Raw genomic sequence first — 26627 nt, 5'->3', positions numbered from 1 at the left:
CGTAAACATCGCTTGCCATGGGACCGAGGCAGCGGTAAATCTCTTGCCGCTCTAACGGGGTGCCTCCCGACCGCATTGCGGCCGGAGGCTGAGAGGCGTCAAAACGCCAACCCGCGGAACCTGATCCGGCTCATACCGGCGGAGGGATTAGACGCGATCGGATCGATACGCCCTTTTCCCATGCAACAACGAACTTTGGGAGAGAGGTCCTCGCCATGTCCAATTCATCGCAACTTAAATTCTTTAGCCGGCTAGCCCTTGCGACGGCCGCGAGCCTTGTTTTCTCCGGCGCCGCGACCGCCGCCGACAAGACGCTGACGGTGTACACCTATGAGAGCTTCATCACCGAATGGGGCCCGGGCGCCAAGGTCGCAGAAGCCTTCGAGAAGACCTGCGAATGCAAGGTCAACTATGTCGGCGTGGCCGACGGCGTCGAGTTGCTCACCCGTCTGAAGCTCGAAGGCGAGGCCTCCAAGGCCGACATCGTGCTTGGTCTCGACACCAACCTCGTTGCGGAAGCCAAGGCAACGGGCTTCTTCGCGCCGCACGGCGTCGAGGCAACCGGCGTCACCGTTCCCGGCAACTTCTCCGATGACACGTTCCTGCCCTATGACTACGGCCACTTCGCCGTCGTCTACGACACCGAGACGCTGAAGACGCCGCCGAAGAGCCTGAAGGAGCTGGTAGAAGGCGATCCGTCGCAGAAGATCGTCATCGAGGATCCGCGTACGTCGACGCCGGGCCTCGGCCTCCTGCTCTGGGTCAAGGCCGTCTATGGCGATGAGGCGGGTGCCGCCTGGACGAAGCTGAAGGACCGCGTTCTGACCGTCACCCCCGGCTGGTCGGAAGCCTATGGCCTCTTCACCAAGGGCGAGGCGCCGATGGTGCTGTCCTACACCACGTCGCCGGCCTACCACATGGTCGCGGAAAACACCGAGCGCTACCAGGCCGCTGCCTTCTCCGAAGGGCACTACATCCAGATCGAAGTCGCCGGCATGACCAAGAACGCCAAGCAGCCGGAACTGGCAAAGCAGTTCCTCGCCTTCATGACCGGTCCGGACTTCCAGTCGATCATCCCGACGACGAACTGGATGATGCCGGTCGCAGCGACCAAGGAGCCGCTGCCGGACGCCTTCAACAAGCTGGTCAAGCCGGAAAACACCTTCCTCCTGCCCTCGGAGGAAGTCGCCAAGAACCGCAAGGCCTGGATCGACGAATGGCTTGCCGCCATGAGCAAGAACTGAGGCCGGATTGTTCGCACTGCGCGAAAATCGTATGACAGTGGTCGCCGGGGCAGCCTGCCTCGGCGTCTTCGTACTTTTCGTCGGTCTTGCGATCGTCGCCTTGCTGAGCCAGACGGGCGGCGCGAGCGACGATGCGCTGTTCGACGCCTACATCTGGCGCGTCACCCGCTTCACGCTGCTGCAGGCGACCCTCTCGACGTTGCTGTCCGTGCTCTTTGCCATCCCCGTCGCCCGGGCGCTAGCGCGACGACCGCAGTTCCCCGGCCGCATCTGGCTGCTGCGCTTGATGGCGCTGCCACTCGGACTGCCGGTTCTGGTTGGCGCACTCGGGCTGATCGAGATCTGGGGGCGGCAGGGTTTCCTCAATTCCGGCCTGCGCTGGCTCGGCCTCGCGCAGCCCGTCAGCATTTACGGCCTGTTCGGCATCCTGCTTGCCCACGTCTTCTTCAACATGCCGCTTGCAGCGCGCCTGTTCCTGGCCGGGCTCGAGCGCATCCCCGCCGAATACTGGCGCAGCGCCGCCAATCTCGGCATGCCGTCACGCGCACTCTTTCGCTTCATCGAATGGCCCGTGCTGCGCGGCCTCCTGCCGGGTGCCGCCGGCCTCGTCTTCATGCTCTGCGCCACCAGCTTCACCCTCGTGCTGACGCTCGGCGGCGGGCCTGCGGCCAGCACAATCGAAGTGGCGATCTACCAGGCGCTGCGTTTCGATTTCGATCCGCCGCGCGCGATCGCGCTGTCAGCCCTGCAGATCGCCATGACCGGCCTGCTGCTGCTCCTGCTTCGTCATCTGGCGACCGAGCCGGAAGAGGGCATGACCGGTGGCCGCACTGTGCGCCGTTTCGATGGCGCGTCAAGGATCGCGCGCCTGAGTGATGGCACCTGGATCACGCTTGCCTTTCTGTTTCTCGGCGCGCCGCTGGTCGCGGTTCTCATCTCCGGACTCGAAGCCGATCTGCTGAAGCTCGCCCGCGATCCGGCGGTGCACCGGGCGCTGCTGACGAGTGCGGCAATCGCGCTCGCCTCGGCACTCGCCTCCGTCACCATGGCAGCCGTGATGATCCGGGCGGCGGCAACCGCCACCGCGCCGCGTCACGCGACGTCGCTCTCCCACGGCTTTGCCGGTGCCATCGGTGCCAGCACCTCGCTGATCCTCTTGGTGCCGCCGGTGGTGCTCGGCGCCGGATGGTTCCTGCTTTTGCGTCCCTTCGGTGACGTCGCGCGCTTTGCACCTGCCATCGTCGTTGCGATCAACGCGCTGATGGCGCTGCCCTTCGTCCACCGCATCCTCGCGCCGGCAATGGCGACCCATGCGGCACGGTCCGAACGGCTGACGGCAAGCCTTGGCATTCGTGGTTTTGATCGTCTGCGATGGATCGACTTTCCGGCGCTGCGCAAGCCGCTATTGATGGCCCTTTCCTTCGCCATGGCGCTGTCGCTCGGCGACCTCGGCGCCGTCGCTCTCTTCGGCAGCCAAGACATGGTGACGCTGCCGTGGCTGCTCTATAGCCGTATGGGGAGCTACCGCACCGCCGACGCCGCCGGTCTCGCCCTTTTCCTCGGGCTTCTCTGCCTGATCTTCACCATCCTCGGCACGGCCAATGACAGCCGGCCGGAAGGACGCAAAGCATGATTGATCCCGTTCCCGCGATAGAGTTGCGCGATGTCGAGGTCCGTTTCGAAACGGCCAAGCTCACCTTCGATTGCACCATCGCCAAGGGGGGCATCGTCACCGTCGCCGGTGCCTCGGGTTCCGGCAAATCGACGCTGCTTCACCTCATTGCCGGGTTCGAGGATCCCGATCGCGGCGAGGTGCGCATTCTCGGCGAGAACGTTGCCGATCGGGCGCCGTCGGAACGGCCGGTCTCGATGATCTTCCAGGACAACAACCTCTTCGCCCATCTCGACGTCGCGACCAACATCGGCCTCGGCATCGACCCGGCGCTTCGGCTGAGCGCAACCGACCGCGAGAAGATTGAAGACGCGCTCCGCCGCGTCGGGCTCGAAGGCTTCGGGAAAAGGCTGCCGCCGACGCTTTCAGGCGGCGAGCGCCAGCGCGTCGCCCTCGCCCGGGCGCTTGTGCGAAAGCGCCCCCTGCTGCTGCTCGACGAGCCCTTCGCAGCGCTTGATCCCGGCATGCGCGCCGGCATGCGCACGCTCCTGCGGGAACTGCACGAGGAGGAAGGCAACACGATCCTGGTGATCACACACCATCCCGAAGACGTGAAGGCCCTGGCCGACGGCGTGCTTTTTCTCGACCAGGGGCGTATCATCGCAAACGACAGCCTCGACCGCTTCCTGGCGCGGCGGGACAATGCGGCGATCGACCGCTTTCTCGGCAATACTTGAAGGACGGATCGGATTCTCCACGCCCTTGGCCGATTGCCACAATTTGACCGCGGCGCCATGCGACGCGCGAAATATCCGGCAAGGCACGAATATTCCCGCATCCGTTGCCGTGATACCACGGGGCAACTATTTCTACCGAGACAAACTAGGCAGGTGGCGCTGAAATCAGATACAGCAAGACCAGGACTGAGAGGTCGCGGCAGAGCAACGCTGCCGGGCTGAAAAAGTAGGACTTTCAACGCTGTCGTACCACTTGCCCGCAGGATGCGGGCGGAGCGATGGATGGGAACGGGCTGAGGCATGGAGAGGCATACAGTCACACACGACCGGTTCCCGCCGAAGGGCGGACGGCTGCGTGGACGCGCCGTGGTTGCATTGCTTGCGACCACGCTCCTTTCCGCATGCCAATCCGTGATCGAGCAGACCTACCAGCCGACCGTTTCGCCCTCCTCCAATCCGCAGATCGTCGAGGAAGTTCAGAAGAACGATCCGCGGGCGCAGCTGGGCGCGCGCGAACATCCGCGCATCGTCGCAAGCTACGGCGGCGAGTACAAGGACGCCAAGACCGAGCGCCTGGTCGCGCGCATCACCGGCGCGCTGACGGCGGTCTCCGAGAATCCGCAGCAGTCCTATCGCATCACCATCCTGAACTCGCCGGCGATCAACGCCTTCGCGCTGCCCGGTGGTTATCTCTATGTCACCCGCGGCCTGCTGGCGCTTGCCAACGATGCCTCCGAGGTCGCGGCCGTGCTGTCGCACGAGATGGCGCACGTCACCGCCAACCACGGCATTGAGCGTCAGCAGCGCGAGGAAGCCGAAGTGATCGCCAGTCGGGTGGTCTCCGAAGTCCTCTCCTCCGATATCGCCGGCAAGCAGGCGCTCGCGCGCGGCAAGCTCCGGCTCGCGGCCTTCTCGCGCAACCAGGAACTTCAGGCCGACGTGATCGGCGTGCGCATGCTCGGCGAAGCCGGCTACGACCCCTATGCAGCGGCGCGCTTCCTCGATTCGATGGCCGCCTATAGCCGCTTCACGGCGGTCGATCCGGAATCCGACCAGAGCCTCGACTTCCTGTCGAGCCACCCGAACGCGCCGCAGCGTGTCGATCTCGCGCGTCGGCACGCCCGCGCCTTCGGCCCGGAAGGCACCAGCGGCGACCGCGGTCGCGACTATTATCTCGCCGGCATCGACGGCCTGCTCTATGGCGACAGCCCGCAGGAGGGCTACGTGCGCGGCCAGACCTTCCTGCACGGCCAGCTCGGCATCCGCTTCGACGTACCCGCCGGGTTCCAGATCGACAACAAGGCCGAAGCGGTTCTGGCGACCGGCGCCGGCGACATCGCCGTGCGCTTCGATGGCGTCGCCGACACGGGCGGCCGAAGCCTGACGGACTATATCGCCAGCGGCTGGGTCACCGGCCTGAAGCCCGACACGATCCGGCAGATCAGCGTCAACGGCCTGGAAGCCGCAACCGCGCGCGCCTCCGCCGACCGCTGGGATTTCGACGTGACGGTCATCCGCATCGACACGCGGATCTACCGCTTCCTGACCGCCGTGCCCAAGGGGTCGAGCGCACTCGAGCCGACCGCAAACCAGTTGCGCAGCACGTTCCGCCGCATGACGGCCGCTGAGACGCAGTCGCTGAAGCCGCTGCGGATCCGGGTGGTGACGGTCCGGCCCGGCGACACGATCACCACGTTGTCGGCCCGCATGATGGGAACCGATCGTAAGCTCGACCTCTTCCGGGTGATCAATGCGATGCAGGTCAGCTCGACGGTGAAGCCGGGCGACAGGGTGAAGATCGTTTCCGAATAGGATTGAGACAGGCGCAGCTGAAGCGCGTTCGGTTGCGAGCGTGAATTGCCTGCCATCTGCTAGGCAAGCACGTCGCGAGGCGCCTGAACGGTCACGAACGAAAGCACCCTGCGCCAATCGTCATCGCCAAGTTGACAGCGGACAGTGCCGCTTCCCGGCGCAATGCGGGGTTCCGGCGAATAGCACGGGCATGGCGGCAGACGGTCGGCGTCAGGCGGTCAATGAATGCCTGCGGTCAGCGCCGGCGCTCGCGTCGCTAGGGCCGCCCGGAGCTTCTCCAGCGCCCGAGTTTCGATCTGCCGCACACGTTCCTTGGATATGCCGAGATCGATGCCGAGCTCTTCGAGCGTCGCTCCTTCTTCCGTCAGCCGCCGGGCGCGGATGATGCGCATTTCGCGCTCCGTCAGCGCGCACAGCGCGTCGCGCAGCCACACACGAGCCCGTTCGCCGTCGATCATCTCGCTCACCTGCTCGTCCGGCAGCGGCGCGTCGCTGGCGAGGAAATCCAGCCGTTCACCGCCATCGGAATCACTGCCGCCGACCGGCGCCTGCAGCGAGGTGTCGCTGCCAGAGAGACGTGCATCCATCGTCTGCACGTCGGCGATGCTGACGCCGAGGGCGGCGGCGATCTCCTCATGCATAGCCTGCGATGTAAGCTGTCTGTCGCCCTGGGCAAGCCGGGCGCGAAGACGCCGAAGGTTGAAGAACAGGGCCTTCTGCGCCGAACTGGTACCGCCGCGGACGATCGACCAGTTGCGCAGGACATAGTCCTGCATCGACGCCCGGATCCACCAGGTGGCATAGGTGGAGAAGCGGACCTCGCGGCTCGGCTCGAAACGGGCCGCCGCCTCCAGGAGACCGATATGGCCCTCCTGGACGAGATCGCCCATGGGCAGGCCGAAATTGCGAAACTTCGCGGCCATCGAGATCACCAGACGCATATGCGACATGGCGATCTTGTTGCGGGCTTCCTGATCGTTGTCGTTTCGCCAGGCTTGCGCCAGCTTGTGCTCCTCGTCGCGCTCGAGATAGGGCGCCTCCATTGCGATCTTGATCATCCGCCGGTCTGCAGTGAGAGTCTTCATCGATCACTCCGTGACTGGCGCCGGGCGCCATTGCGTGTGAAGTCCAAAAGGCCGGACGGATACAGTGTCCGGCAGCAGGGGGCGTCTCGCGCCGCGATGTCGAAACTTGAAGAAACGACGCGGCGCCCTAACTTCGAAGTCACGAACCTGAACGGTGACGGGATCACAGAAGCAAGATCGCCCGGCGCGAAAGCGGCGCGCTTCTGCCGGCCTTTATAAATGCGCCCGGACGGCAAAAGTTCCATGCGATCAAAGAAAAAGCCCGGCGCGATGGCCGGGCTTTTTGGTAGTCTCAGAACAGTCGGACAGCTTATGCAGCTTCGTCCTGAGCGTCGTCTTCGTCGATCGCCTTGCCGCGCTTCGGACCCTTGCTGAGGTTGGCCTCGACGAGGCGAACAGCTTCGGTTTCCGACATCTTGTTGACGGCAGCGATTTCGCGCGCCATGCGGTCGAGGGCAGCTTCGTAGAGCTGGCGTTCGGAATAGGACTGTTCCGGCTGGTTTTCGGCGCGGTAGAGATCGCGCACGACTTCCGCGATGGAAATCAGGTCGCCGGAATTGATCTTGGCATCGTATTCCTGGGCGCGGCGCGACCACATGGTGCGCTTCACGCGAGCCTTGCCCTGCACAACCTTCAACGCGCGGTCGACGAAATCGGTTTCGGAGAGCTTGCGCATGCCGATGCTGACGGCCTTGGCCACTGGCACTTTCAGGCGCATCTTGTCCTTCTCGAAATCGATGACAAAAAGCTCAAGCTTCATGCCGGCGACTTCCTGCTCTTCGATCGCCACGATCTGGCCAACGCCGTGGGCCGGATAGACGATCGATTCACCGGTCTTGAAGCCCTGGCGTGTCGAAGATTTTTTCTGCTGGGTCGTCATTCGTTTCAAAAACTCCCTGTTTCGCGCCGGCCATTCTGGCCGGGGCCGGGTCAGTGAGGCCCGGGATAGACGGGGATACCGCCGGGTGGGTACATCCTGGTCCGTCCAAGGAATGCAAACAGCCTCATAAAATGCGGTCACAACAGAGCAACGCCATGTTGCGTACTAGGGAGAAACCGCGTTTTGGAGATCGTTTGCTTTCGTGATGGTTTTCGGGCGCGCAAAAACACCCTCTGTGGATCAGTAGAAGGAACCTATCACAAAAAAGTGCCGAAATCAATAATTTGCTGCATGGCAGCCATCAAGCCACCATTCTCGCAACTGCGAGCGCGGCTCGTGTTTTCCCCAGCTTTGCGCCCCGGGGGCAGCTTTGCTTCGTCAGCCTCGACGAACGGCGGCGACCGCTTCGTCTCAGTCGCCCTGCCCCGGCTCGGTCGAGAAGAACTTCTCGTACTTGGCTTCGACGCCGTCCATCTCCTTCGCTTCCGGCATCGGATCGCGCTTGACGGTGATGTTCGGCCACTTCGAAGCGAAATCCGCGTTCAGTTTCAGCCACATATCAAGACCCGGCTCGGTATCCGGCTTGATCGCCTCGGCAGGACATTCCGGCTCGCAAACGCCACAATCGATGCACTCGTCGGGATGAATGACGAGGAAATTCTCACCCTCGTAGAAGCAGTCCACGGGGCAGACTTCGACACAGTCCGTATACTTGCAGCGAATGCAATTGTCGGTCACGACATACGTCATGAGGTACTCCAGCCAATGCTCACGTTTGATGGCAGACGGCAATCAATGGTGATGCTCGTCGTCCGCGCATGCTAGGAATGTCCGGCGCGCATAGCTGCCGAAGCAAACCCGATGCACCCAACGTGGGTCTGTCAGGTAAAGGCTTTATGGACCCTTTGCAAGAATATTCAATGCGCGAAACGCCACGGCAAAGGCAGAGTTTTCTAAAGGCTGTCGCGCAAAAGCGCGTCGTGTTTTACAGCCAGCGGCGGGCAGGGTTCGCGGCGCCCATCAGTCCTCGCGCGGATCGAAATCGGGCTTTAGCCGATCGGTTTCCCGCCGCTCCTTCTTCGTCGGCCGGCCCGCTCCGCGCTCGCGCGTGGCAAGCTCGTAGGCCGACAATTTCTCCTTCGGCTGCTCTGGCGTCAGATCGTCGTAAAGCAGACGCGCTTCCTCATAGGGACCGCGCCGCTCACCCGGGCCCAGGACCCGGACGATCAGACTGCGCCGGTCGAGCGCAAGTTCGAGCATATCGCCCGTCTTCAATTGAAACGACGACTGCGTCACGCGCTCGTCGTTGACGGCGACACGGCCATCCTCGATCGCCTTTTGCGCAAGCGATCGGGATTTGATCAGCCGCGTGAAAAACAGCCACTTGTCGAGACGCTGGCGCGATGCCGGGTTGGACGCAGGCTGTTTTTCCATGGTCTACCTTACTTCTTCATCTGCTCCTTGAGAGCAGCAAGCTTGGCGAAGGGCGAATCCGGATCCAACGGCTTTTCGCGACGCGGCGGACGCGCCTCGAATTTGCCCTGACCCGGCTTGCCGCCGCGGTCGTGACGATCATGACGCTCGCCGCGATCCTGACGCGGGCCGCCTTCCGGCTTGCCACCGTCATGGCGCTTGCCACGCGCCTGCTGACCACCCTTGCGCCCGCCTTCACGTCCTTCGCCCTGGCCCTGGCCCTGGCCCTGGCCCTGGCCACGCCCGTGGCGCTGACCGCCGCGACGCTGGTCGCCCTCGTGGCGGCCACCGCCCTGGCGCTGGTTGTCCTGACGGGTGCCGGGACGCCAGAGCAGAACGGGTTTGGCTTCGACCGGCTCGCCGGTCTCCGTCACTTGGGTCTCGGTCACCTGAGCCTCAGCAGGCTGGGCCCCGTCGGCAGCGACGGCAACGTCAGCTTCGGCCTTTTCGGCCTCGGCAGCAGGTGCCTCGACGACTGCAGTCTCGGCTTCTGCCGCACTGTCGCCGGCATCGGCGTCATCAACCGCAGCGACCGGTTCGGAAGCGGCGGCAGCAGCCGCAGCACCACCATCCTGGCCCATGAGGAAGGCCTGGGCCTCCTCGGCCTTGACGCTGTCTGCGCGGTAGCCGAGGCCCTTCAGGATCTCTTCCATGTCGTCGGGCGTTGCACCGAGGATCGAGAGCATGGAGGTGGTCGCTGTAAAGCGGCGGCCGTCATAGGCGCCTTCCGGACGCGGCTGCGTGCCCGGCTTCCACTGAAGGAGCGGTCGGATGAGGTCAGCGAGGCGCTCGAGGATATCGATGCGCACCGCACGCTTTCCGAGGAAGCGGAAACCGGCGAGCTTGTAGAAGGTCCGCTCGAAAGACGGATCGGTAACGACAGACGTACGGCCGGCGGCGAGCATCGGGATGAGGTCGCCATAGCCGGGCTTGTCGAGGCCGTCGTTCTTCAGCGCCCAGAGGAGCGTGATGAGTTCGGCCGGAGCCGGCTTCAGGAGCGCCGGCAGGAAGATGTGGTAGGCGCCGAAGCGAACGCCGTACTTGCGGATCGAAGCGCGACCGTCCTGGTCGAGCGACTTGACGTCGTCTGCGACATCGCGGCGGAACAGCACGCCGAGGTTTTCGACGAGCTGGAAGGCGAGGCCCTTGGCGAGACCTTCGAGATCTTCAGCGCGTGAAATATCGTCGAGCGGCTTCAAGACCGTTCCGATGTGATGGTTCACGAAACGCTCGATGCGCGCCAGAACGTGCTCGCGGGCGTTCGCCTGCAGCTGATCATCGGCCAGCAGGATGACGCGCGGGCGCATGACGTGGTCGCTTGCCGTCAGACGGGCGACGGGATCGCCGAGCCAGCGCACAAGACCATCCGACGAAAGCGCCAGGTCGTTGTTACCGGAAGCATGCAGCCGCGCGGCGCGTGCCTCAAACTCGAGCGCCAGCGCCTTCTGGGCAGCACCCTGCACAGCCTTGGCATCCGGGCCATCGCCGCCGGTCGCCAGCGTAAACCGGAAACCGGTTAGTTGTCCTACGTGATGACCTTCAACGAAGACATCACCATTCACACTGATTTCAGCTTCCAGCATAGCATTCTCTCTCAGGCGCTTCATGAGCACAGATGTCCTGCGATCAACAAAGCGTTTCGTCAACCGTTCATGTAGTGCGTCGGATAATCGATCTTCAATTTCCCGCGTCTTTTCTTGCCAGTGTGTCGGATCGGCCAGCCATCCTGGCCGGTTCGACACATAAGTCCATGTCCTGATCTGCGCGATTCGCGCCGAAAGTGTGTCGATCTCACCGTCCGTATGATCGGCCCGCCTGACCTGCTCGGCTATGAAATCTTCGTTTACGGTACCGCGGCGGACAAGATCCGCGTAGATCGTCGAGATCAAGTCGGCATGTTGAGCCGGTGTAATGCGCCGATAGTCCGGCAGCGCGCAGGCTTCCCACAGTTTTTCCACCCGCTCGGCATTGGTCGTGATGTCGACGACCTCAGGGTAGCGGGCCAAATGCTCGAACGCCTGCTGGTCTACCGCAGGTAGCGCCCGGGCAAGGCCGGGAACCGTCGGCGCGGCCTCAAGACTCTTCTTCAGAGCGGCAATCGAAGCGTAGTCGAACGCCTTCGAGCGCCACTGTAGCACCTTCACCGGATCGAACTCATGCGCCTCGATACGGTGGACCAGCTCGTTGTCGAAGGGATCGACGCGGCCGGTCACACCGAACGTACCGTCACGCAAGTGCCGGCCGGCGCGGCCGGCGATCTGCGCGAGTTCGGCCGGGTTGAGATTGCGGAACTGATAGCCGTCGAACTTGCGGTCCTGCGCGAAGGCGACATGGTCGACGTCGAGATTGAGGCCCATGCCGATCGCGTCGGTCGCGACCAGGTATTCGACGTCACCTTCCTGGTAGAGCGCTACCTGCGCATTGCGCGTGCGCGGCGACAGCGCGCCGAGCACGACGGCGGCACCGCCACGCTGGCGGCGGATCAGCTCGGCGATCGCATAGACCTCGTCGGCAGAGAAGGCGACGATCGCCGTGCGGTGCGGCAGACGGGTTATCTTCTTCGAACCGGCATAGAGCAGTTGCGACATGCGCGGTCGCTCGACGACGGTGATGCCGGGCAGCAACTGCTCGAGGATCGGCCGCATCGTTCCGGCACCAAGCAGCAGCGTCTCGCCGCGACCGCGCAGGTGCAGGATCCGGTCCGTGAAGATATGGCCGCGCTCGAGATCTCCGGCAAGCTGCACTTCATCGATCGCGACGAAGGACGCCGTCGTCTCGCGCGGCATGGCCTCGACGGTGCAGACCGAATAGCGCGCGCGATGCGGGGTGATCTTTTCCTCGCCGGTGATCAGCGCGACATTGTGGTGGCCGACCCTTTCGACCAGGCGCGTATAGACCTCGCGCGCGAGAAGCCGCAGCGGCAGGCCGATGACGCCGCTGTCGTGCGCAATCATGCGCTCGATCGCGTAGTGCGTCTTGCCGGTATTGGTAGGCCCGAGCACCGCGGTGACACCGCGGCCGCTCAGGATCATGGGGTGAACGGACACGTCATCGATCCCGGGCATTCAGAAATTACGGCAGCGTCTTTTCACGCTGGCGGCAAACACATGCCCACGCACCGAGCCAAACGCAAGGGGCGCCGACAACTAAAACCATCGCTTGGCATCTCTTAGCCCATTGCACCACCTGTTGTGGTCGGCGCAATCGACAATTGGAACAGCCGTGGAACGAATCGGCGACGAATCGACGACTCATTGTGATTCACTGTATGTTCACGACTACATATAGATTTCAACGCCGAACGCTGCACCACATGCTGAATCTGGAGCTGATTCCGCGCATCAGGCCCTTTGGCGCGCAACAATCCCGGCTCTGCCATTGCCTGACAGGTCCAAGGATTCCGAATCCAAGACTCTGGAAAGCCTGGAAAATTTTTCACGAAATTCGTCAGGGATTCACCCAAGGGAGAGAATGAGAATCGCAGTTTAGAGTCGCGACCAGTGCGGGAACATTCGGCAGCGACTCGCAGACCGCGCGTCATTCCACCTTTGTTCTCCACAAGATATAGTGTCTACGCCCCACTCCGGCAACGGAACTGCCAGCGCAACTTCAGGATTTCGAGCGGGATTCTCAGCGCTGCCGCCGCATGGAAACGGCGCCTCGAAAGGCGCCGTCCGGTAATGTTCGGCTTGTCTGATGCTCAGACGAAAAACTGTCCGCCGTTCGCCGAAATCGTCGAGCCGGTGATGAAGCCGGCATCGTCGGAGGCGAGGAACACCACGCAGCGGGCGATTTCTTCCGGTTCGCCGAGGCGGCCGACCGGGATCTGCGGGATGATGCGCTCGTTGAGCACCTTCTCCGGCACCGCCCGCACCATCTCCGTGCCGATATAGCCGGGGCAGATCGCGTTCACGGTAATGCCCTTGGCAGCCCCTTCCTGGGCGAGCGCCTTGGTGAAGCCGAGATCGCCGGCCTTGGCCGCCGAATAGTTGGCCTGCCCCATCTGGCCCTTCTGGCCGTTGATCGACGAGATGTTGATGACGCGACCGAAGCCACGGTCACGCATGGCCGACCAGAGCGGATGCGTCATGTTGAAGAGACCGGTGAGGTTGGTGCCGATCACCTCACCCCATTGCTCCGGCGTCATCTTGTGAAACATGGCATCGCGGGTGATGCCGGCATTGTTGACGAGCACATCGACCGGACCGAGATCGGCCTCGACCTTGGCGATGCCCTCGGCACAGGCCTGATAGTTGGAAACGTCCCATTTGTAGACCGGGATGCCGGTTTCCTGCTTGAAGGCCTGAGCCTTCTCGTCATTGCCGGCATAGTTGGCAGCCACCTTGTAGCCGGCATTCTTGAGTGCGATGGAAATTGCCGCACCAATGCCGCGCGACCCACCCGTGACCAATGCTACCCTGCTCATATGCGCCTCCCACTTGATCAGTTCAGTTTTTCGAATGCCTTCTGCATCAGCTTTTCGCCGACCTGTTGCCCGTAGAGCCCGGCGGCCGCTTGAAACTGCGGCGTAGCCAGCGCGGACAGAGCCACCTCGCACTTCTCCAGCGCGAGACCCATCATCACCGCGGAGAGCTGCTCCAGCGACACCTTCAATGCGCCGCCGTCATCGTTCAAGGCCGCGACCATCACGTCCTTGAAAACGCTCTCCTCGTCGGAAGTCGTATGTTCCAGCATGCACTCTACCAGCCGCGCCTCGTCGAGAGGCGCGGGATTGGCATGTGCAGAAACGATCGGCGAACCGGCCAGAAGCAGGGAAAATGGAACCCACCTGGCGCTGTTCATGCCGCCAGACCGATCAGAACCGCTCGACGCACATGGCGACGCCCATGCCGCCGCCGATGCAGAGGGTTGCAAGCCCCTTGGAAACGCCGCGGCGCTTCATTTCGAAAAGCAGCGTGTTGAGCACGCGGGCGCCGGAAGCGCCGATCGGGTGACCGATGGCGATCGCGCCGCCATTGACGTTGACGATCGACGGATCCCAGCCGAGGTCTTTGTTGACCGCGCAGGCCTGGGCAGCGAAGGCTTCGTTGGCTTCCACCAGTTCGACATCGCCGATCGCCCAGCCGGCCCTTGCCAACGCCTTGCGCGACGCCGGGATCGGGCCGGTGCCCATGACCTGCGGATCGACGCCGGCGGTTGCCCAGGAAACGATACGGGCGAGCGGCTGGATGCCGCGCTTGGAGGCCTGTGCCTCGGTCATCAGCAGGGTGGCTGCGGCGCCGTCATTGAGGCCGGAAGCGTTGCCGGCGGTGACCGTACCTTCCTTGTCGAAGGCGGGGCGCAGCTTCGTCATCTGGTCGAGCGTTGCGCCATGGCGGATATATTCGTCCTGGTCGACGGTGACGTCGCCCTTGCGACCCTTGACGATGAAGGGAATGATCTCGTCGGCAAAGCGCCCGGCCTTCTGGGCCGCTTCGGCCTTGTTTTGCGAGGCGAGTGCGAACGCATCCTGCTCCTCGCGGCTGAGTTGCCACTGGCGAGCGACGTTCTCGGCGGTGATGCCCATGTGATAACCGTAGAAGGCGTCGGTCAGGCCGTCCTTGATCATCGTGTCGATCATCTTGAAGTCGCCCATCTTCACGCCGCCGCGAAGATGCGAGCAATGCGGCGCCATCGACATGGACTCCATGCCGCCGGCGACGATGATCTCAGCATCACCGGTTGCAATCTGCTGCATGCCGAGCGCGACGGCGCGCAGGCCCGAGCCGCAGAGCTGGTTCATGCCCCAGGCGGTCTTTTCCTGAGGAACGCCCGCCTTCATCGCCGCCTGGCGCGCCGGGTTCTGGCCTTCGCCGGCCTGCAGCACCTGGCCGAGGATCACCTCGTCGACCTCGGCAGCCTCGACGCCTGCCCGCTCGAGCACGCCCTTGATGACGGCAGCGCCAAGTTCGTGCGCCGGCGTATTGCCAAAGGCACCGTTGAAGGAACCGACCGCGGTGCGGCCGGCGCTGGCGATCACGATGGAGGGATTGCTCATGGGACGTTTCCTCAGATCTTCTTGCCTAATGCAGGCAGACTGGCAAAGCGCGCGACGCAAGTCAAACGCCTTGATGCAGTGCCACAAAAGCGTCACCTAAAACGCAACCGCAAGATTTTGCACTTGCGTCGCCGCAACGCACAAAGACATTGTCAGCGGCGCGCTTTTGCGGATACTCTGAAAAACGCAATAAAGACGGGATGATGGGGGAGAGGAGACCCTGATGGCGAAGCACGAAGGCCAGATCGTTATCAAAAAATATGCGAACCGGCGGCTCTACAACACCGGGACCAGCACCTATGTCACGCTCGACGACCTGGCTGTGATGGTGAAGAAGGGTGAGGACTTCATCGTTCAGGATGCAAAATCCGGCGAGGACATCACCCATTCCGTGCTGACGCAGATCATCTTCGAGCAGGAGTCCAAGACCGGCAACACGCTGCTGCCGATCTCCTTCCTGCGCCAGCTGATCTCGTTCTACGGCGACCAGATGCAGATGGTGGTGCCGAGCTATCTCGAACACTCGATGCAGGCTTTCACCGAGCAGCAGTCGCAGATGCGCGAGCAGATCAACAAGGCCTTCGGCGACACGCCGCTCGGCAAAAACCTGCAGGTTCCGCTGCAACTTGTCGAAGAGCAGGTGCGTCGCAACACCGAGATGTTCCATCAGGCCATGCAGATGTTTTCGCCCTTCATCACCGCGCCGCCCGTGAAGGAAACAAAGAAGGCCGAAGCCAAGGATATCGACGAGCTGAAGGAGCAGCTTCGCGCGCTCCAGACCAAGCTCGACAATCTCGGCTAAGCAGGACCACCAGGCAGGAATACGGTTCCTGCCTTCACCTCACCTGAACAGAGATCGCGGAAATCGGGGCGGCGTCGCCCCGAACCGTCTGAACCTAGAGGCCGATCGACACGTCCCGGCCGGCCGAGCGCATCGACACGGCAAAGCCGGCGATAACATCGATGAAGCTGATGGTCATCAGGATGAAGAAGAGCTGCGTTGCCGCCGGTGCGAGCAGCAGAAATTCGATCAAAAAGACGATGAACAGGATCATCGAGAGCAGATGATCCATCAGTGCGCGGCTGCTCGTGCGCGTCGCTTTCAGCAATTCGACGAAGAGCAGCAGCAGGGCGCCGACGATCAGAAGGTCGCCGAAGCGCATCGTCCAGGTCGCGCCTGATAGCATGGAGAGCGACACCATGTCGGCGTTCAGGCCGGCGAGGCCGCCGAACATTCCGATCATCGCGAGATTGTAGATTGCAAAAGGCAGGATCAGCAGCGGTATGGCAGCAAGCATCAGAACTCCTTGACCGCGTTTATGGTGGACCATGTTTATGCGGCGTCGTCACGCAAGGCGCCAGCGATACCAAGGCGTCCAAGCAAGATCATGTCAGATGCAAAACAAAAGGGCCGGCAGAGCCAGCCCTTTGAACCTAATCCGCGAACGGAAACGCTTATGCGCTTTCCTTCGGGGTCAGAACCTGACGGCCACGGTACATGCCGGTCTTCAGGTCGATGTGGTGCGGGCGACGCAGTTCGCCGGAGTTCTTGTCTTCGACGTAGGTCGGGGTCTTCAGAGCGTCAGCCGAACGGCGCATGCCACGCTTGGACGGGCTCGTTTTTCTTTTAGGTACAGCCATTTCATTCTCCACTTATCGGGCAAACACTGTTCAGCAGCCGAAATGGCCGTGTAAAACAGATGTTAATCACGGAAATTTGGCGCGCTTATACATGGACAACTGCCGTTTGACCAGTCCCCACGGGCAATTTTTCGACTCGACCTTTTCAGACCTCGTCTTCGGCGACGACCCACGGCTCTGCGCGGGCGGACTCCTCCCATTTCAGGAACGCCGGATGTGCCTTCACACGGTTCATGTAGCCGAGCGTTTCTCGATCCGCAACGAGATCATAGACGTCGAAGCGGTTAACCACAGGCGCGTACATCGCATCGGCCGCGCTGAAGGACCCGAAGAGGAACGGGCCACCGGAACGCGCAAGCGCCTCCATCCAGATCTGCTCGATACGTGCCACGTCCGCGCGGACGTCCGCGCCAACGTCCAGCGCCTGCTTTGGCCGACGGATGTTCATCGGGCAGGCACCACGCAGAGCGCGGAAACCTGACAGCATCTCCATCGAATAGCTGCGAGCCCGGGCGCGCGCCTGAGGGTCGGCCGGCCACAGCCCGGCGTCGGGAAAGAGTTCGGCGACATATTCGATGATCGCCAGTGATTCCCAGATAAGCAGGTCCCCGTGGCGCAGCAGCGGCACCTTTCCGGTCGGCGAGATTGCCCGGATCTCCGGATTGCCGGCCGCGAAATCGAACGGAACGACCACGTCCGAGAAATCGATGCCGGCTGCCGTCATCGCGATCCATGGCCGCATCGACCAGGACGAATAGTTCTTGTTGCCGACATAGAGTGTAAGTCCGGTCATTTCTGTTCCTTGATTGCTGGTCTCTCCGAGAAAACGATCAGTTCCTCGAAATGGTTCATGTCCTCGAACGAGCAGAAGGCCGGCGGATCGAGCGCGATCACCGGCGCCTGCTCGCGCAGAAAAGCGAGCTGCTCGTCCAGCATCGCCTGCCAGCGCGGCAGCGCCGCATCGTCGAGCCAGTCGACGGGGTAGGCATAGGTGATGTGGAATTGGTAGTCGTCATGATCCGGATGGCGATAGCCGAAGGCTCCCGCGAAAGCGTCGCGCCAGGCCTTGAGACAGGCGCGGTCGGCGGCACCGTCGCCTTCGAGCGCAAGGCCCGTCGGCGTGATCTCGGTCACGCGGGCGCGGAACTGCTCCAGCGGCGCAAAATGCGCAAGCCGTTCGCGGTAGTGCGCCGTCATCACCTCGATCGGCGTATCGAGCGGCATGCCAGCCGGCCAGTAAGGGAGCTTCCGGCGGTGTTCGATGATGCCCTGGAAGATCGTCATGTGCAGGCTGGACGGTTGGGTAAAGGCGAACTGCCGCGCCTCGGGCATCGCCATCAACCGGTCGCGCACCGCAAGCACGGCGGCCTCGGACGGCGATCCGGCGGCAACGTGAGACACGACCGTGTTGCCCGGTTCCGAAAGGAACTGGCCTTCGGTGTTGTAGCGCGTGCCGAGATGTCTCGGCGGGGCATCGTTGGCGCTACGGCCAAGGGCGAGAAGCGAGGGGGAAATCAAGGTCATGGAGCAATCGGGCCTTTCGAAGGGAGAGAGGCCCAGATGGCAGAACTCTACAACGCGAGCATGACATCGCCCGACGAGCCCATCCAATGAAAAGGTCTGATCCTAATTATAAAGGCAGGTGATGTAACCGCCGGAGCGGCTGGCGCGGCGCTCGATCAGGTTCGCCAGACGCTTGAGACCGCGGCCGGGTTTTCCGGCGTTGCGCTCCTTCGGATTGGGCAGCGACACCGCAAGCAGCGCCGCCTGCCGGCGCGAGAGCTTCGACGCCGAAACCCCGAAATGATGGCGGGCGGCCGCCTCGATACCATAGATCCCGTCGCCCCATTCGGCGATGTTCAGATAGATCTCCATCATCCGCCGCTTGCTCCACACGAAGTCGGCGGCGACCGCCAGCGGCAGTTCCATGCCCTTGCGCAGGAAGGAGCGACCGTTCCAGAGATAGAGGTTCTTGACCGTCTGCATCGGAATGGTGCTCGCGCCGCGGGTGGATTCCCCTTCGAGCGCATCCTCGACCACGCCCCGCATCTGGCCCCAGTCGACGCCGTCATGGGCGCAAAACTGCCCGTCCTCCGACATCATCACCGACTGCACCAGAACCGGGGCGATATCATCGAACTCGACCCATTGCCGATCGTAGCCGCGCAGCAGCACGAGATCGCGCAGCATGAGCGTCGAGACGGGATGGATGAACTCCACCAGGTAGAGAATGATCAGCGCGTAGGGAAGGACGAGAAAGCCCAGAACAGCCAGGACGATCTGGCGGCGACGCGTGCGCAACGTCCGGCGAAGCGAAGACCAGCGACTGGAAGGCAATTCGCCCTCCTCGCGCGCTTCCGGAACGACGTTCGCGGCCTGACTGTTCACCTCGCTGTCCATCCGCTTCTCTTAGTGCATGCGCAGGCAGAGTTGAACGGGCTTTCTGGCAAAAGGCAAGGCGCGGAGAAGGCTGTCCCAGGGAAAGCGCGCGGCTGCGACACGAATCCCCGTTGAAAGCCCTCTTCGCCCATGTCAAAGAGCGCGCATGAGCCAGGACACATCGCCTTTTACCCGTCGCCTCGCCACCAATGCCCGCACCGTCGAGGGTCTGCTGGAACGTCTGCTCGGCCAGACGACGGAAGCCGACGAAATCGCCCGGCCGGCAAACCTGCTCGCGGCCATGCGCCACGGCGTGCTGAACGGCGGCAAGCGTCTGCGCCCCTTCCTGGTGATCGAATGCGCCGATCTGCTCGGCGGCAATCGCGATGCGGCCTTGCGCGTCGGCGCGGCACTCGAATGCGTGCATTGCTATTCGCTGGTCCATGACGACCTGCCGGCGATGGACGACGACGACATGCGCCGCGGCCAGCCGACCGTGCACAGGGCCTTCGATGAGGCGACGGCGATTCTTGCCGGCGACAGCCTGCTGACCTTCGCCTTCGATATCATCGCAGCACCCGAGACAGCGCTTTCGGATGCGCAGAAGGTGGAACTGATCCTGGCGCTCGGACGCGCCGCCGGCCACGGCGGCATGGCCGGCGGACAGGCGCTCGACCTGGCCGCGGAAAAGTCGCCACCGGACGAGGCCGGGATCGTCACGCTGCAGGCGATGAAGACAGGTGCCCTGATCCGCTTTGCCTGCGAGGCTGGCGCCATCGTCGCCGGCGCTTCGAAGGAGGACCGCGCGCGGCTTCGCGCCTTCGGCGAAAAGATCGGCCTTGCCTTCCAGCTTGCCGACGACCTGCTCGACCTTACCGCGGATGCGGAGACCATGGGCAAGGCAACCGGCAAGGACGCCGCCCGTGGCAAGGGCACGCTGGTCGCGCTCAACGGCCAGACCTGGGCGGAAGACCGGCTGGAGCAACTGGTCGTCGAAGCCGAAGCGCTGCTTGCGCCCTATGGAGCGCGCTCGGCCATTCTCGTCGAAGCCGCCCGTTTCATCGCCAATCGCAGGAGCTAGATCCATGAGCAAATACTGGTCGCCGATCGTCTCCAAGCTGAAGCCCTACGTGCCTGGCGAACAGCCGCGCATCGCCAACCTGGTGAAGCTCAACACCAACGAATGCCCCTACGGTCCGTCTGAGAAGGTGCTCGACGCGATCGCCGCGGCAGCGAGCAGCGATCTTCGCCTTTATCCGGACCCGCTGGCGCTGAAGCTGCGCCAGGCCATCGCCGTACGCTATGGCGTGACCGCCGAAGAAGTCTTCGTCGGCAACGGCTCGGACGAGGTGCTGGCGCACATCTTCGCCGGCTTGCTGAAGCACGACGCGCCGCTGCTCTATCCGGATATCTCCTACAGCTTCTATTCGACCTATGCGCGGCTCTTCGAGATCGACACGATCGAGATCCCGCTCAGCGATCGCTTCGAGATCGATCTCGCCGACTACGACCGGCCCTGCGGCGCCATCATCCTGCCGAACCCGAATGCCCCGACCGGCATCGCTTTGCCGCTCGCCGACATCGAGCGGCTGGTCGCAAGCCATCCGGACCAGCCCGTCGTCATCGACGAGGCCTATGTCGATTTCGGCGGCCAGTCGGCCGCAGAACTGGTTTCGAAATACGAGAACCTCTTGGTCGTCCAGACCTTCTCCAAGTCGCGCGCACTTGCGGGCTTGCGCGTCGGCTTCGCCATTGGCCAGCGCCCGCTGATCGAGGCGCTGGAGCGGGTGAAGGACAGCTTCAACTCCTATCCGCTCGGCCGCCCGGCCCAGGCCGGCTCCATCGCAGCGATCGAGGATGAAACCTGGTTCGAGGACACTTGCGCCAAGATCATCGCGTCGCGCGACCGGCTCACGGCCGAACTGACAGCGCGCGGCTTCGAGGTGCTGCCTTCGTCGGCAAACTTCGTTTTCGCACGGCATCCCGGCCATAGCGGAGAAACGCTGATGAAGGCGCTCCGCGAGCGCGCCGTGCTGGTGCGCCATTTCGCCAAGCCGCGCATCTCCGATTTCCTGCGCATCACCATCGGCACCGATGCCGAATGCGCGCGCCTGATCGAGGCGCTAGACGAGATCCTCTAAGTTGTCTCGGTGACATTTTCGCCGTTTCAAACAAGCGATGGACTGATCTAGCCTCCGGCGACCGAGCCGGAGCTTTTCTCGCATGTTCGACCTGACGCCCTATCTGCCGCAGCTTCTCATTGCCTGGACCGCCTATCTGATCGCGACCGCATCGCCGGGGCCGGCGATCCTGGCGATCATCACCACCTCGGTCAGCCAGGGACGAAAGGCGGGCCTGGCGCTTGCCCTTGGCGTTCTGACGGGAAGTTACACCTGGGCAATGCTGACGGCCTCCGGTCTCTCGGCGCTGATCCGCGCCTATGGCCACGCGATCATCGTCTTGAAGATCGCCGGCGCCTGCTATCTCTTCTGGCTCGCCTATAACGCACTGCGCGCCGCCATGCGTAGCGAGAAGAGCGCGATCGTACCGACGGCAAAGGTGCAGACCTCGCTGAAGCGGCTCTATCTCAAGGGGCTCGGCATCCACCTGACGAACCCCAAGGCGATCTTCTCCTGGATCATGCTGGTGTCACTCGGCATGCCCGCGGGCGCGCCGGTCGGCGTTACCGCCACTTTTATCGGCGGCTGCATGGTCTTGGGTCTGATGACCTTCTGCGGCTTTGCGATCGTCTTCTCGCTCACGCCGGTACACCACGCTTATCTCAAGTCCAGGCGGTTGATCGAGAGCCTGATGGCCGGCTTCTTCGCCTTTGCCGGCTTCAAGCTGCTGACATCACGGCTCTGAGGCCACAGCGTGGACAAAGCGCGGCTGCTTACTCAGCGGCCGCCTGGCCGCGGCCGTAGCGCTTCTCGATATAGTCGGAAACCAGCGTCTCGAAGTCGCCGGCAATGTTGGGGCCGCGCAACGTCATTGCCTTCTCGCCGTCGATGAAGACGGGGGCGGCCGGCATTTCGCCGGTGCCGGGCAAAGAGATGCCGATATCGGCATGTTTGCTTTCGCCCGGGCCGTTGACGATGCAGCCCATGACCGCGACCTTCAGGCCCTCGACGCCGGGATACTTCTCGCGCCAGACCGGCATGTTGCGGCGGATGTCGTCCTGGATCTTCTGGGCGAGTTCCTGGAACACCGTGGACGTGGTGCGTCCGCAGCCGGGACAGGCGGCAACAACAGGGATGAACTGACGGAAACCCATGACCTGCAGCAATTCCTGCGCCACCTGCACCTCGCGGGTGCGGTCGCCGCCGGGCTCAGGCGTCAGCGAAATGCGGATCGTATCGCCGATGCCCTGCTGCATGAGGATGCCGAGCGAAGCGGACGAGGCGACGATGCCCTTCGTGCCCATGCCTGCCTCGGTGAGGCCGAGATGCAGTGCGTGGTCCGAGCGGGCCGACAACATGGCATAGACGGCGATCAGGTCCTGAACGCCGGAAACCTTGGCCGAAAGGATGATGCGGTTGCGCGGCAGACCGATCTCTTCGGCGAGTTCCGCCGAGAGCAGCGCCGACTGCACGATCGTCTCGCGCGTCACCTCTTGCGCCGTCAGCGGAAAGCCGTTCGCCTTGTTCTCGTCCATCAGCCGCGTCAGCAGTTCCTGGTCGAGCGAACCCCAGTTGACACCGATGCGCACCGGCTTGTCGTAGCGGATCGCCATCTCGACGATCTCGGCGAACTGCTTGTCCTTCTTGTCCTTGAACCCGACATTGCCCGGATTGATGCGATACTTCGCCAGCGCCTCGGCGCAGGCCGGATGATCGGCAAGCAGCTTGTGGCCGATATAGTGGAAGTCGCCGACGAGCGGCACGTCGAGACCAAGGCGCTCGAGCCGCTCGCGGATCTTCGGCACCGCCGCCGCACTCTCGTCGCGGTCGACGGTGATGCGCACCAGTTCCGAACCGGCCCTGTGCAGCGCGGCCACCTGGGCCACGGTCCCATCGATATCGGCCGTATCGGTGTTGGTCATCGACTGGACCACGACCGGTGCGCCGCCCCCGACGATGACGCCGCCGACATCGACGGCGACGGAGGCGCGGCGGGGCTGCGGATCGAAATCGAAGGCGGAAGACATGAAGGCCTCTTCGTGGGTCACTGAGCCGGGCGAGGATGCGGGCAGAACCCACATGGACTTTCCTCAACTCGCCCTGGCCATTTGCCCATCAGGTGGATGAGGAAAGCCTGATTGTCAACGGCGACATCATGCCCTGACGGCGATTTGATGGCGCTGTTCCGTCTCAGTGCCCCTTAGCGTGATCCGCATGGACCGCATGGTGCGACAAGAGAAGCACGACGATGAAGAGCAGCGGCACCGAGGCGAAGATGATGGCAAAGCCCGTATGCTCGGCAACGAAGCCGATCAGCGACGGCGCGAACAGCATGCCGGAATAGCCCATGAAGGTCGCGACCGAGAGCCCGATGCCCGGCTGCAGGCCCGGCATGTTGCCGGCGGCCGAAAACGCGATCGGCACCATGTTGGAGATGCCGATGCCGGCGATCGCAAAGCCGAGGATGGCGATATAGGCATTGGGCGCCGTGCCCGCGACGATCATGCCGACGAGTGCCGTGACGGTGCAGATGCGGAGCGTCCGTTTGGCGCCGAAGCGATCCCGCACGAAATCGCCGGCAAAACGCATGGTCGCCATGGTGGCGGAGAAGGCGGCAAAGCCGAAGCCGGAAAGCTCAACGGAGGCGCCAAGCTCGTTGCGCAGATAAAGCGCACCCCAGTCGAGCACTGTGCCCTCAGGCACCATCGAGAACAGCGCCATGATGCCGATCAGCCAGGGGAGCGGCGTCATCGGCAGGCGCAGCTTTTCCTTGGCTGCGCCCGGATGCGGCTTGTCGGCCAGGATCATCGGCCAAGCGGCGACGATCAGTACCAGGCAGATCGCAGTGACGACGAGGACATGCGGCAGCACACCGAAGCGGGCCATGAGGAAGCCGCCGATACCGGCACCGATAAGGCCGCCGAGGCTCCAATAGGCATGGCAGGACGACATGATCGCCCGGCGCATGGATTTCTCGACCTCGACCGCATTGGCGTTCATCGCGACGTCCATCGCGCCGGCAAAACCGCCAAGCAGGAACATGGCGACAGCCGCCGTCCAGACATCGGGGACAAGCGTCAGAAGCAGAAGCAACGGCGACAGGATGATGGCGGTGACCTTGACCACCTTCTGCGACCCCACACGGGCGATATAGCCGCCGGCAATCGGCATGAGCACCAGCGAGCCAATACCGAACATCAGGATCAACAGGCCGAGCACGCTTTCGCTGATGCCGAGCCGGTCCTTGAATTCCGGGATCTTCGGCGCCCAACTGCCGATGACGAAGCCGTTCAATAGGAAGAGCAGCGAAACCGCCAGCCGGTTGCGGGTCATGTAGCCCTGGCGGACGGTCGCGGAAGGAGAACGTTGGTCCATGGTCTTGCCTCTGTGCCGGGTCGCCCGGCTCAAATTGTGATTTCGATCAGATTTCCATCGGGGTCGCGAACAACAGCCTCATAGAAGCCATCGCCGGTCCATCGCGGTTTTGCGACCAGAATGCCCTTAGCCTCGGCGCGCGCGGCCATCGCCTCGACCGCCTGCTCGCTGCCGAGCGACAGCGCCACATGGGCAAGGCCGGTACGTTCTTCAGCCGGATCGGCCTGCCCAACCCAGGGGCCTTCCATGATCTCGAATGCCGGCCCGTCGCCAAGCGTCAGGAACCGCGAGCGAAAGCCCGGCCGCCGTCGGCTTTCATAGATCTCGCCGACTTCGGCGCCGAAGAAGGACGACCAGAAGCTGGCAATCGCCTCGAGGTCCCGCGTCCAGAGCGCCACATGCGTGATCGTCGTCATTCCGTCTCTCCCGCCATCAGGACCTCTGCCCTTGTCGCCTCGAAGGCCGACCGATGCTCGGCCGACGCATCCGCCTCGAGCAGCAGCGTCACCTTGTCATTGATATCGACGACCCCGTGCGCGGCGGCCGTACCGAGCTTGTCGCTGGTGACGGCGACAACCAGGCGCCGGCTGCGCAACGCAATGAGCCGCTTGAATTCCGCATCCTCGAAATAGATCGCCGTCAGGCCCGCAGCGGCATCGGCGCCGCACGTACCGAGAAAGCAGAGATCGGGCCGGAGCAGTTCCACATCGCGCTGAGCCCGCGCACTGATCGCCGCACCGACGGCACGGTTGAGCGGGCCGCCGAGCAGGATCAGATCGACGCCCGGCTTCTCCATGAGCGCGACGGCAATCAGCGGTGTGTTGGTGACGACGGTGACCGGCAGTTCCGGCTCGATCAGTTGCGCGATCGCAAGATTGGTCGAGCCGGCATCGAGGAACACGGTCATATCAGGCTTGATCAGGCCGACCGCCGTACGCGCCAGAGCCGCCTTGCGTTCCGGCGCCATCGCCACCCGTTCTCGCAATGTGCTATGGGCCGCCGGCGCGACCGGAAGTGCGCCACCATAGACGCGCTCGCACAGTCCTGCCGCCGCCATTTCCCGGAGATCACGGCGGATCGTGTCTTCGGAAACGCTAAGCTCAGCCGCAAGATCAGCAGCCAGCACCCGGCCATTGGCCTTCAACCGCTCCTGGATCAGCGTCTTTCGCTCACGAAGAAGGAGTTCGCCTGACATTTTCACTAACCGTGCATAAACGTGCATGAATCGCGATAAATGTGCATAGCAACTTTTGAAACCGTTTTCAAGCCGGCGCAGCGCCCAAATCGGAGCGGCGCGCGAATTTCGACAAACCGTGGCTTTTGCGCGCAATCGGGGTCAATTCGAGGAAAATTCTTCATCAAAACGCTCAGGAATTGGTGTTTTATACGCTCAGATCGCCGATTTTTTATGCGATTGTCCGCTCAATCCGGACGACGGGCCGGGCAAGAAAGAAGATGGAAAATCACGATGAAACTCCTCCCCACGCTGTTTGCCGCCGCTCTGATGCAGGTTGCCGCACTTGGCTCCGCTGAAGCCGGCGAGAACCTCGATGCGATCAAATCTGCCGGTGTCCTGAAGATCGGCACCGAGGGCACCTATGCCCCGTTCACCTATCACGACGCCTCCGGCGCGCTCGTCGGCTTCGACGTGGAGATCGGCCACGCCGTCGCCGAGAAGCTCGGCGTCAAGGCTGAATACCTCGAAGGCAAGTGGGACGGCCTGATCGCCGGCCTCGACGCCAACCGCTACGACACGGTCATCAACCAGGTCGGCATCACCGAGGAGCGCAAGAAGAAGTACGACTTCTCCGAACCCTATATCGCCTCCAAGGCCGTGCTGATCGTCAAGTCGGACAACGAAGAGATCAAGGGCTTTGCCGATCTCAAGGGCAAGAAGTCGGCCCAGTCGCTGACCAGCAACTTCGGCAAGCTCGCAACCGCGTCCGGCGCCGAACTCGTCGGCACCGACGGCTTCGACCAGTCGATCCAGCTCGTCTTGACCGGCCGTGCCGACGCGACGATCAACGACAGCCTCTCCTTCCTCGACTTCAAGAAGAAGAAGCCTGACGCCCCGGTCAAGATCGCCGCTGAGCAGGCCGATGCCGACTTCTCCGGCATCATCATCCGCAAGGGCGAGCCGGAGCTTCTCGAGGCGATCAACAAGGCGCTCGTCGACATCAAGGCCGACGGCACTTACGACAAGATCTCGCAGAAGTACTTCGGCGCCGACGTCTCGAAGTAACCCGATCACTGGGCCCTCGGCCGGTTTCT

The 26627-nt window shown here is 63.1% G+C and carries 27 protein-coding genes and 1 riboswitch; of the genes, 10 read left to right on the top strand and 17 right to left on the bottom strand.

Annotation, left to right across the window (positions count from 1 at the left end):
* Positions 1-45: 45 nt before the first annotated feature.
* Positions 46-164, top strand: a riboswitch (TPP riboswitch).
* Between the two features lie 51 nt (positions 165-215).
* From thiB to IB263_RS17260, 4 genes are all read left to right on the top strand, one after another.
* Positions 216-1244 carry a thiamine ABC transporter substrate binding subunit gene (gene thiB / locus IB263_RS17275; RefSeq protein WP_060611248.1) on the top strand — a complete coding sequence of 343 codons (1029 nt, stop codon included), beginning with the start codon at positions 216-218 and terminating at the stop codon, positions 1242-1244.
* A gap of 7 nt (positions 1245-1251) precedes the next feature.
* Positions 1252-2877, top strand: a complete 1626-nt coding sequence (thiP, locus tag IB263_RS17270) for a thiamine/thiamine pyrophosphate ABC transporter permease ThiP (RefSeq protein ID WP_256436063.1) — start codon at positions 1252-1254, stop codon at positions 2875-2877.
* Positions 2874-3593 (top strand): thiamine ABC transporter ATP-binding protein, encoded by a 720-nt coding sequence (thiQ, locus tag IB263_RS17265; RefSeq protein ID WP_192438757.1) that lies wholly within the window; start codon positions 2874-2876, stop codon positions 3591-3593. Before thiP ends, thiQ begins: the two co-directional genes overlap by 4 nt.
* A 300-nt stretch (positions 3594-3893) precedes the next feature.
* On the top strand, positions 3894-5405 hold the full coding sequence (locus IB263_RS17260; RefSeq protein WP_034802887.1) for a M48 family metalloprotease: 1512 nt from the start codon (positions 3894-3896) through the stop codon (positions 5403-5405).
* A 218-nt stretch (positions 5406-5623) separates the two neighbouring features.
* Here IB263_RS17260 and IB263_RS17255 read toward each other — a convergent pair whose 3' ends face one another.
* The 8 genes from IB263_RS17255 to IB263_RS17220 form a co-directional block, all read right to left on the bottom strand.
* Positions 5624-6490 carry an RNA polymerase factor sigma-32 gene (locus IB263_RS17255; RefSeq protein ID WP_034802890.1) on the bottom strand — a complete coding sequence of 289 codons (867 nt, stop codon included), beginning with the start codon at positions 6488-6490 and terminating at the stop codon, positions 5624-5626.
* A 310-nt stretch (positions 6491-6800) separates the two neighbouring features.
* Positions 6801-7370 carry a CarD family transcriptional regulator gene (locus tag IB263_RS17250; RefSeq protein ID WP_034802893.1) on the bottom strand — a complete coding sequence of 190 codons (570 nt, stop codon included), beginning with the start codon at positions 7368-7370 and terminating at the stop codon, positions 6801-6803.
* A 411-nt stretch (positions 7371-7781) separates the two neighbouring features.
* On the bottom strand, positions 7782-8120 hold the full coding sequence (gene fdxA / locus IB263_RS17245; RefSeq protein ID WP_060521473.1) for a ferredoxin FdxA: 339 nt from the start codon (positions 8118-8120) through the stop codon (positions 7782-7784).
* Between the two features lie 270 nt (positions 8121-8390).
* Complete coding sequence (locus IB263_RS17240; RefSeq protein ID WP_060521474.1) at positions 8391-8804, bottom strand: RNA-binding S4 domain-containing protein; 414 nt, start codon at positions 8802-8804, stop codon at positions 8391-8393.
* Positions 8805-8812: 8 nt separating this feature from the next.
* The gene (locus tag IB263_RS17235; RefSeq protein WP_192438819.1) at positions 8813-11875 is read right to left on the bottom strand and encodes a helicase-related protein; all 3063 of its coding nucleotides are present in this window, start codon (positions 11873-11875) and stop codon (positions 8813-8815) included.
* A 668-nt stretch (positions 11876-12543) separates the two neighbouring features.
* A complete protein-coding gene (locus IB263_RS17230; protein ID WP_034802902.1) occupies positions 12544-13269 on the bottom strand; it encodes a beta-ketoacyl-ACP reductase in 726 nt (241 codons plus the stop codon).
* A 17-nt stretch (positions 13270-13286) separates the two neighbouring features.
* Positions 13287-13646, bottom strand: a complete 360-nt coding sequence (locus IB263_RS17225; RefSeq protein WP_192438756.1) for a hypothetical protein — start codon at positions 13644-13646, stop codon at positions 13287-13289.
* Between the two features lie 13 nt (positions 13647-13659).
* Positions 13660-14841 (bottom strand): acetyl-CoA C-acetyltransferase, encoded by a 1182-nt coding sequence (locus tag IB263_RS17220; RefSeq protein WP_034802919.1) that lies wholly within the window; start codon positions 14839-14841, stop codon positions 13660-13662.
* 223 nt (positions 14842-15064) lie between these two features.
* Here IB263_RS17220 and phaR point away from each other — a divergent pair, with 223 nt between their 5' ends.
* Positions 15065-15643, top strand: a complete 579-nt coding sequence (phaR, locus tag IB263_RS17215) for a polyhydroxyalkanoate synthesis repressor PhaR (RefSeq protein WP_034802922.1) — start codon at positions 15065-15067, stop codon at positions 15641-15643.
* A 94-nt stretch (positions 15644-15737) separates the two neighbouring features.
* On the opposite strand, the gene IB263_RS17210 is transcribed toward phaR, so the two are convergent.
* The 5 genes from IB263_RS17210 to mtgA all read right to left on the bottom strand — a co-directional run bounded on the left by IB263_RS17210 (position 15738) and on the right by mtgA (position 18882).
* On the bottom strand, positions 15738-16139 hold the full coding sequence (locus tag IB263_RS17210) for a membrane protein (RefSeq protein WP_034802925.1): 402 nt from the start codon (positions 16137-16139) through the stop codon (positions 15738-15740).
* A 157-nt stretch (positions 16140-16296) separates the two neighbouring features.
* A complete protein-coding gene (rpmF, locus tag IB263_RS17205) occupies positions 16297-16482 on the bottom strand; it encodes a 50S ribosomal protein L32 (RefSeq protein ID WP_034802928.1) in 186 nt (61 codons plus the stop codon).
* A 145-nt stretch (positions 16483-16627) separates the two neighbouring features.
* Positions 16628-17275 carry a glutathione S-transferase family protein gene (locus IB263_RS17200; protein WP_192438755.1) on the bottom strand — a complete coding sequence of 216 codons (648 nt, stop codon included), beginning with the start codon at positions 17273-17275 and terminating at the stop codon, positions 16628-16630.
* Positions 17272-18006 carry a DUF1868 domain-containing protein gene (locus IB263_RS17195; protein WP_192438754.1) on the bottom strand — a complete coding sequence of 245 codons (735 nt, stop codon included), beginning with the start codon at positions 18004-18006 and terminating at the stop codon, positions 17272-17274. Before IB263_RS17195 ends, IB263_RS17200 begins: the two co-directional genes overlap by 4 nt.
* Positions 18007-18108: 102 nt before the next feature.
* Positions 18109-18882, bottom strand: coding sequence for a monofunctional biosynthetic peptidoglycan transglycosylase (mtgA, locus tag IB263_RS17190; protein WP_113187463.1), 774 nt, complete (start codon positions 18880-18882; stop codon positions 18109-18111).
* Between the two features lie 145 nt (positions 18883-19027).
* Here mtgA and IB263_RS17185 point away from each other — a divergent pair, with 145 nt between their 5' ends.
* The 3 genes from IB263_RS17185 to IB263_RS17175 all read left to right on the top strand — a co-directional run bounded on the left by IB263_RS17185 (position 19028) and on the right by IB263_RS17175 (position 21726).
* A complete protein-coding gene (locus tag IB263_RS17185; protein WP_090295225.1) occupies positions 19028-19942 on the top strand; it encodes a polyprenyl synthetase family protein in 915 nt (304 codons plus the stop codon).
* 4 nt (positions 19943-19946) lie between these two features.
* Positions 19947-21002 carry a histidinol-phosphate transaminase gene (gene hisC, locus IB263_RS17180; protein WP_192438753.1) on the top strand — a complete coding sequence of 352 codons (1056 nt, stop codon included), beginning with the start codon at positions 19947-19949 and terminating at the stop codon, positions 21000-21002.
* 82 nt (positions 21003-21084) lie between these two features.
* Entirely contained in the window at positions 21085-21726 is a 642-nt protein-coding gene (locus IB263_RS17175) for a LysE family translocator (protein ID WP_192438752.1), read from the top strand.
* 28 nt (positions 21727-21754) lie between these two features.
* Here the strand turns inward: IB263_RS17175 and ispG are convergent, their stop codons facing one another.
* The 4 genes from ispG to IB263_RS17155 all read right to left on the bottom strand — a co-directional run bounded on the left by ispG (position 21755) and on the right by IB263_RS17155 (position 25551).
* Entirely contained in the window at positions 21755-23008 is a 1254-nt protein-coding gene (ispG, locus tag IB263_RS17170; RefSeq protein ID WP_060521580.1) for a flavodoxin-dependent (E)-4-hydroxy-3-methylbut-2-enyl-diphosphate synthase, read from the bottom strand.
* A gap of 163 nt (positions 23009-23171) precedes the next feature.
* Complete coding sequence (locus IB263_RS17165) at positions 23172-24356, bottom strand: MFS transporter (RefSeq protein WP_162728796.1); 1185 nt, start codon at positions 24354-24356, stop codon at positions 23172-23174.
* A 29-nt stretch (positions 24357-24385) separates the two neighbouring features.
* Entirely contained in the window at positions 24386-24772 is a 387-nt protein-coding gene (locus tag IB263_RS17160) for a glyoxalase/bleomycin resistance/extradiol dioxygenase family protein (protein WP_060611270.1), read from the bottom strand.
* Complete coding sequence (locus IB263_RS17155) at positions 24769-25551, bottom strand: DeoR/GlpR family DNA-binding transcription regulator (protein WP_192438751.1); 783 nt, start codon at positions 25549-25551, stop codon at positions 24769-24771. Before IB263_RS17155 ends, IB263_RS17160 begins: the two co-directional genes overlap by 4 nt.
* A gap of 55 nt (positions 25552-25606) precedes the next feature.
* Here IB263_RS17155 and IB263_RS17150 point away from each other — a divergent pair, with 55 nt between their 5' ends.
* Together IB263_RS17150 and IB263_RS17145 are read left to right on the top strand one after the other, a co-directional pair.
* Positions 25607-25828, top strand: a complete 222-nt coding sequence (locus IB263_RS17150; RefSeq protein ID WP_134885887.1) for a hypothetical protein — start codon at positions 25607-25609, stop codon at positions 25826-25828.
* Positions 25825-26598, top strand: a complete 774-nt coding sequence (locus IB263_RS17145) for an amino acid ABC transporter substrate-binding protein (protein ID WP_089044285.1) — start codon at positions 25825-25827, stop codon at positions 26596-26598. Before IB263_RS17150 ends, IB263_RS17145 begins: the two co-directional genes overlap by 4 nt.
* Positions 26599-26627 lie beyond the last annotated feature (29 nt).

Source organism: Ensifer sp. ENS03, assembly GCF_014852035.1.
GTDB lineage: Bacteria > Pseudomonadota > Alphaproteobacteria > Rhizobiales > Rhizobiaceae > Ensifer > Ensifer adhaerens.
Note: the sequence above shows the minus strand (reverse complement) of the source record. Positions and strands in the feature narration are given on the sequence as shown.

Bases quoted from the DNA above. Each gene is read 5' to 3' on its own strand.
- thiB (WP_060611248.1), top strand. From the start codon at position 216: ATGTCCAATTCATCGCAACTTAAATTCTTTAGCCGGCTAGCCCTTGCG.
- thiQ (WP_192438757.1), top strand. From the start codon at position 2,874: ATGATTGATCCCGTTCCCGCGATAGAGTTGCGCGATGTCGAGGTCCGT.
- IB263_RS17260 (WP_034802887.1), top strand. From the start codon at position 3,894: ATGGAGAGGCATACAGTCACACACGACCGGTTCCCGCCGAAGGGCGGA.
- IB263_RS17255 (WP_034802890.1), bottom strand. From the start codon at position 6,490: ATGAAGACTCTCACTGCAGACCGGCGGATGATCAAGATCGCAATGGAG.
- IB263_RS17250 (WP_034802893.1), bottom strand. From the start codon at position 7,370: ATGACGACCCAGCAGAAAAAATCTTCGACACGCCAGGGCTTCAAGACC.
- fdxA (WP_060521473.1), bottom strand. From the start codon at position 8,120: ATGACGTATGTCGTGACCGACAATTGCATTCGCTGCAAGTATACGGAC.
- IB263_RS17240 (WP_060521474.1), bottom strand. From the start codon at position 8,804: ATGGAAAAACAGCCTGCGTCCAACCCGGCATCGCGCCAGCGTCTCGAC.
- IB263_RS17235 (WP_192438819.1), bottom strand. From the start codon at position 11,875: ATGATCCTGAGCGGCCGCGGTGTCACCGCGGTGCTCGGGCCTACCAAT.
- IB263_RS17230 (WP_034802902.1), bottom strand. From the start codon at position 13,269: ATGAGCAGGGTAGCATTGGTCACGGGTGGGTCGCGCGGCATTGGTGCG.
- IB263_RS17225 (WP_192438756.1), bottom strand. From the start codon at position 13,646: ATGAACAGCGCCAGGTGGGTTCCATTTTCCCTGCTTCTGGCCGGTTCG.
- IB263_RS17220 (WP_034802919.1), bottom strand. From the start codon at position 14,841: ATGAGCAATCCCTCCATCGTGATCGCCAGCGCCGGCCGCACCGCGGTC.
- phaR (WP_034802922.1), top strand. From the start codon at position 15,065: ATGGCGAAGCACGAAGGCCAGATCGTTATCAAAAAATATGCGAACCGG.
- IB263_RS17210 (WP_034802925.1), bottom strand. From the start codon at position 16,139: ATGCTTGCTGCCATACCGCTGCTGATCCTGCCTTTTGCAATCTACAAT.
- rpmF (WP_034802928.1), bottom strand. From the start codon at position 16,482: ATGGCTGTACCTAAAAGAAAAACGAGCCCGTCCAAGCGTGGCATGCGC.
- IB263_RS17200 (WP_192438755.1), bottom strand. From the start codon at position 17,275: ATGACCGGACTTACACTCTATGTCGGCAACAAGAACTATTCGTCCTGG.
- IB263_RS17195 (WP_192438754.1), bottom strand. From the start codon at position 18,006: ATGACCTTGATTTCCCCCTCGCTTCTCGCCCTTGGCCGTAGCGCCAAC.
- mtgA (WP_113187463.1), bottom strand. From the start codon at position 18,882: ATGGACAGCGAGGTGAACAGTCAGGCCGCGAACGTCGTTCCGGAAGCG.
- IB263_RS17185 (WP_090295225.1), top strand. From the start codon at position 19,028: ATGAGCCAGGACACATCGCCTTTTACCCGTCGCCTCGCCACCAATGCC.
- hisC (WP_192438753.1), top strand. From the start codon at position 19,947: ATGAGCAAATACTGGTCGCCGATCGTCTCCAAGCTGAAGCCCTACGTG.
- IB263_RS17175 (WP_192438752.1), top strand. From the start codon at position 21,085: ATGTTCGACCTGACGCCCTATCTGCCGCAGCTTCTCATTGCCTGGACC.
- ispG (WP_060521580.1), bottom strand. From the start codon at position 23,008: ATGTCTTCCGCCTTCGATTTCGATCCGCAGCCCCGCCGCGCCTCCGTC.
- IB263_RS17165 (WP_162728796.1), bottom strand. From the start codon at position 24,356: ATGGACCAACGTTCTCCTTCCGCGACCGTCCGCCAGGGCTACATGACC.
- IB263_RS17160 (WP_060611270.1), bottom strand. From the start codon at position 24,772: ATGACGACGATCACGCATGTGGCGCTCTGGACGCGGGACCTCGAGGCG.
- IB263_RS17155 (WP_192438751.1), bottom strand. From the start codon at position 25,551: ATGTCAGGCGAACTCCTTCTTCGTGAGCGAAAGACGCTGATCCAGGAG.
- IB263_RS17145 (WP_089044285.1), top strand. From the start codon at position 25,825: ATGAAACTCCTCCCCACGCTGTTTGCCGCCGCTCTGATGCAGGTTGCC.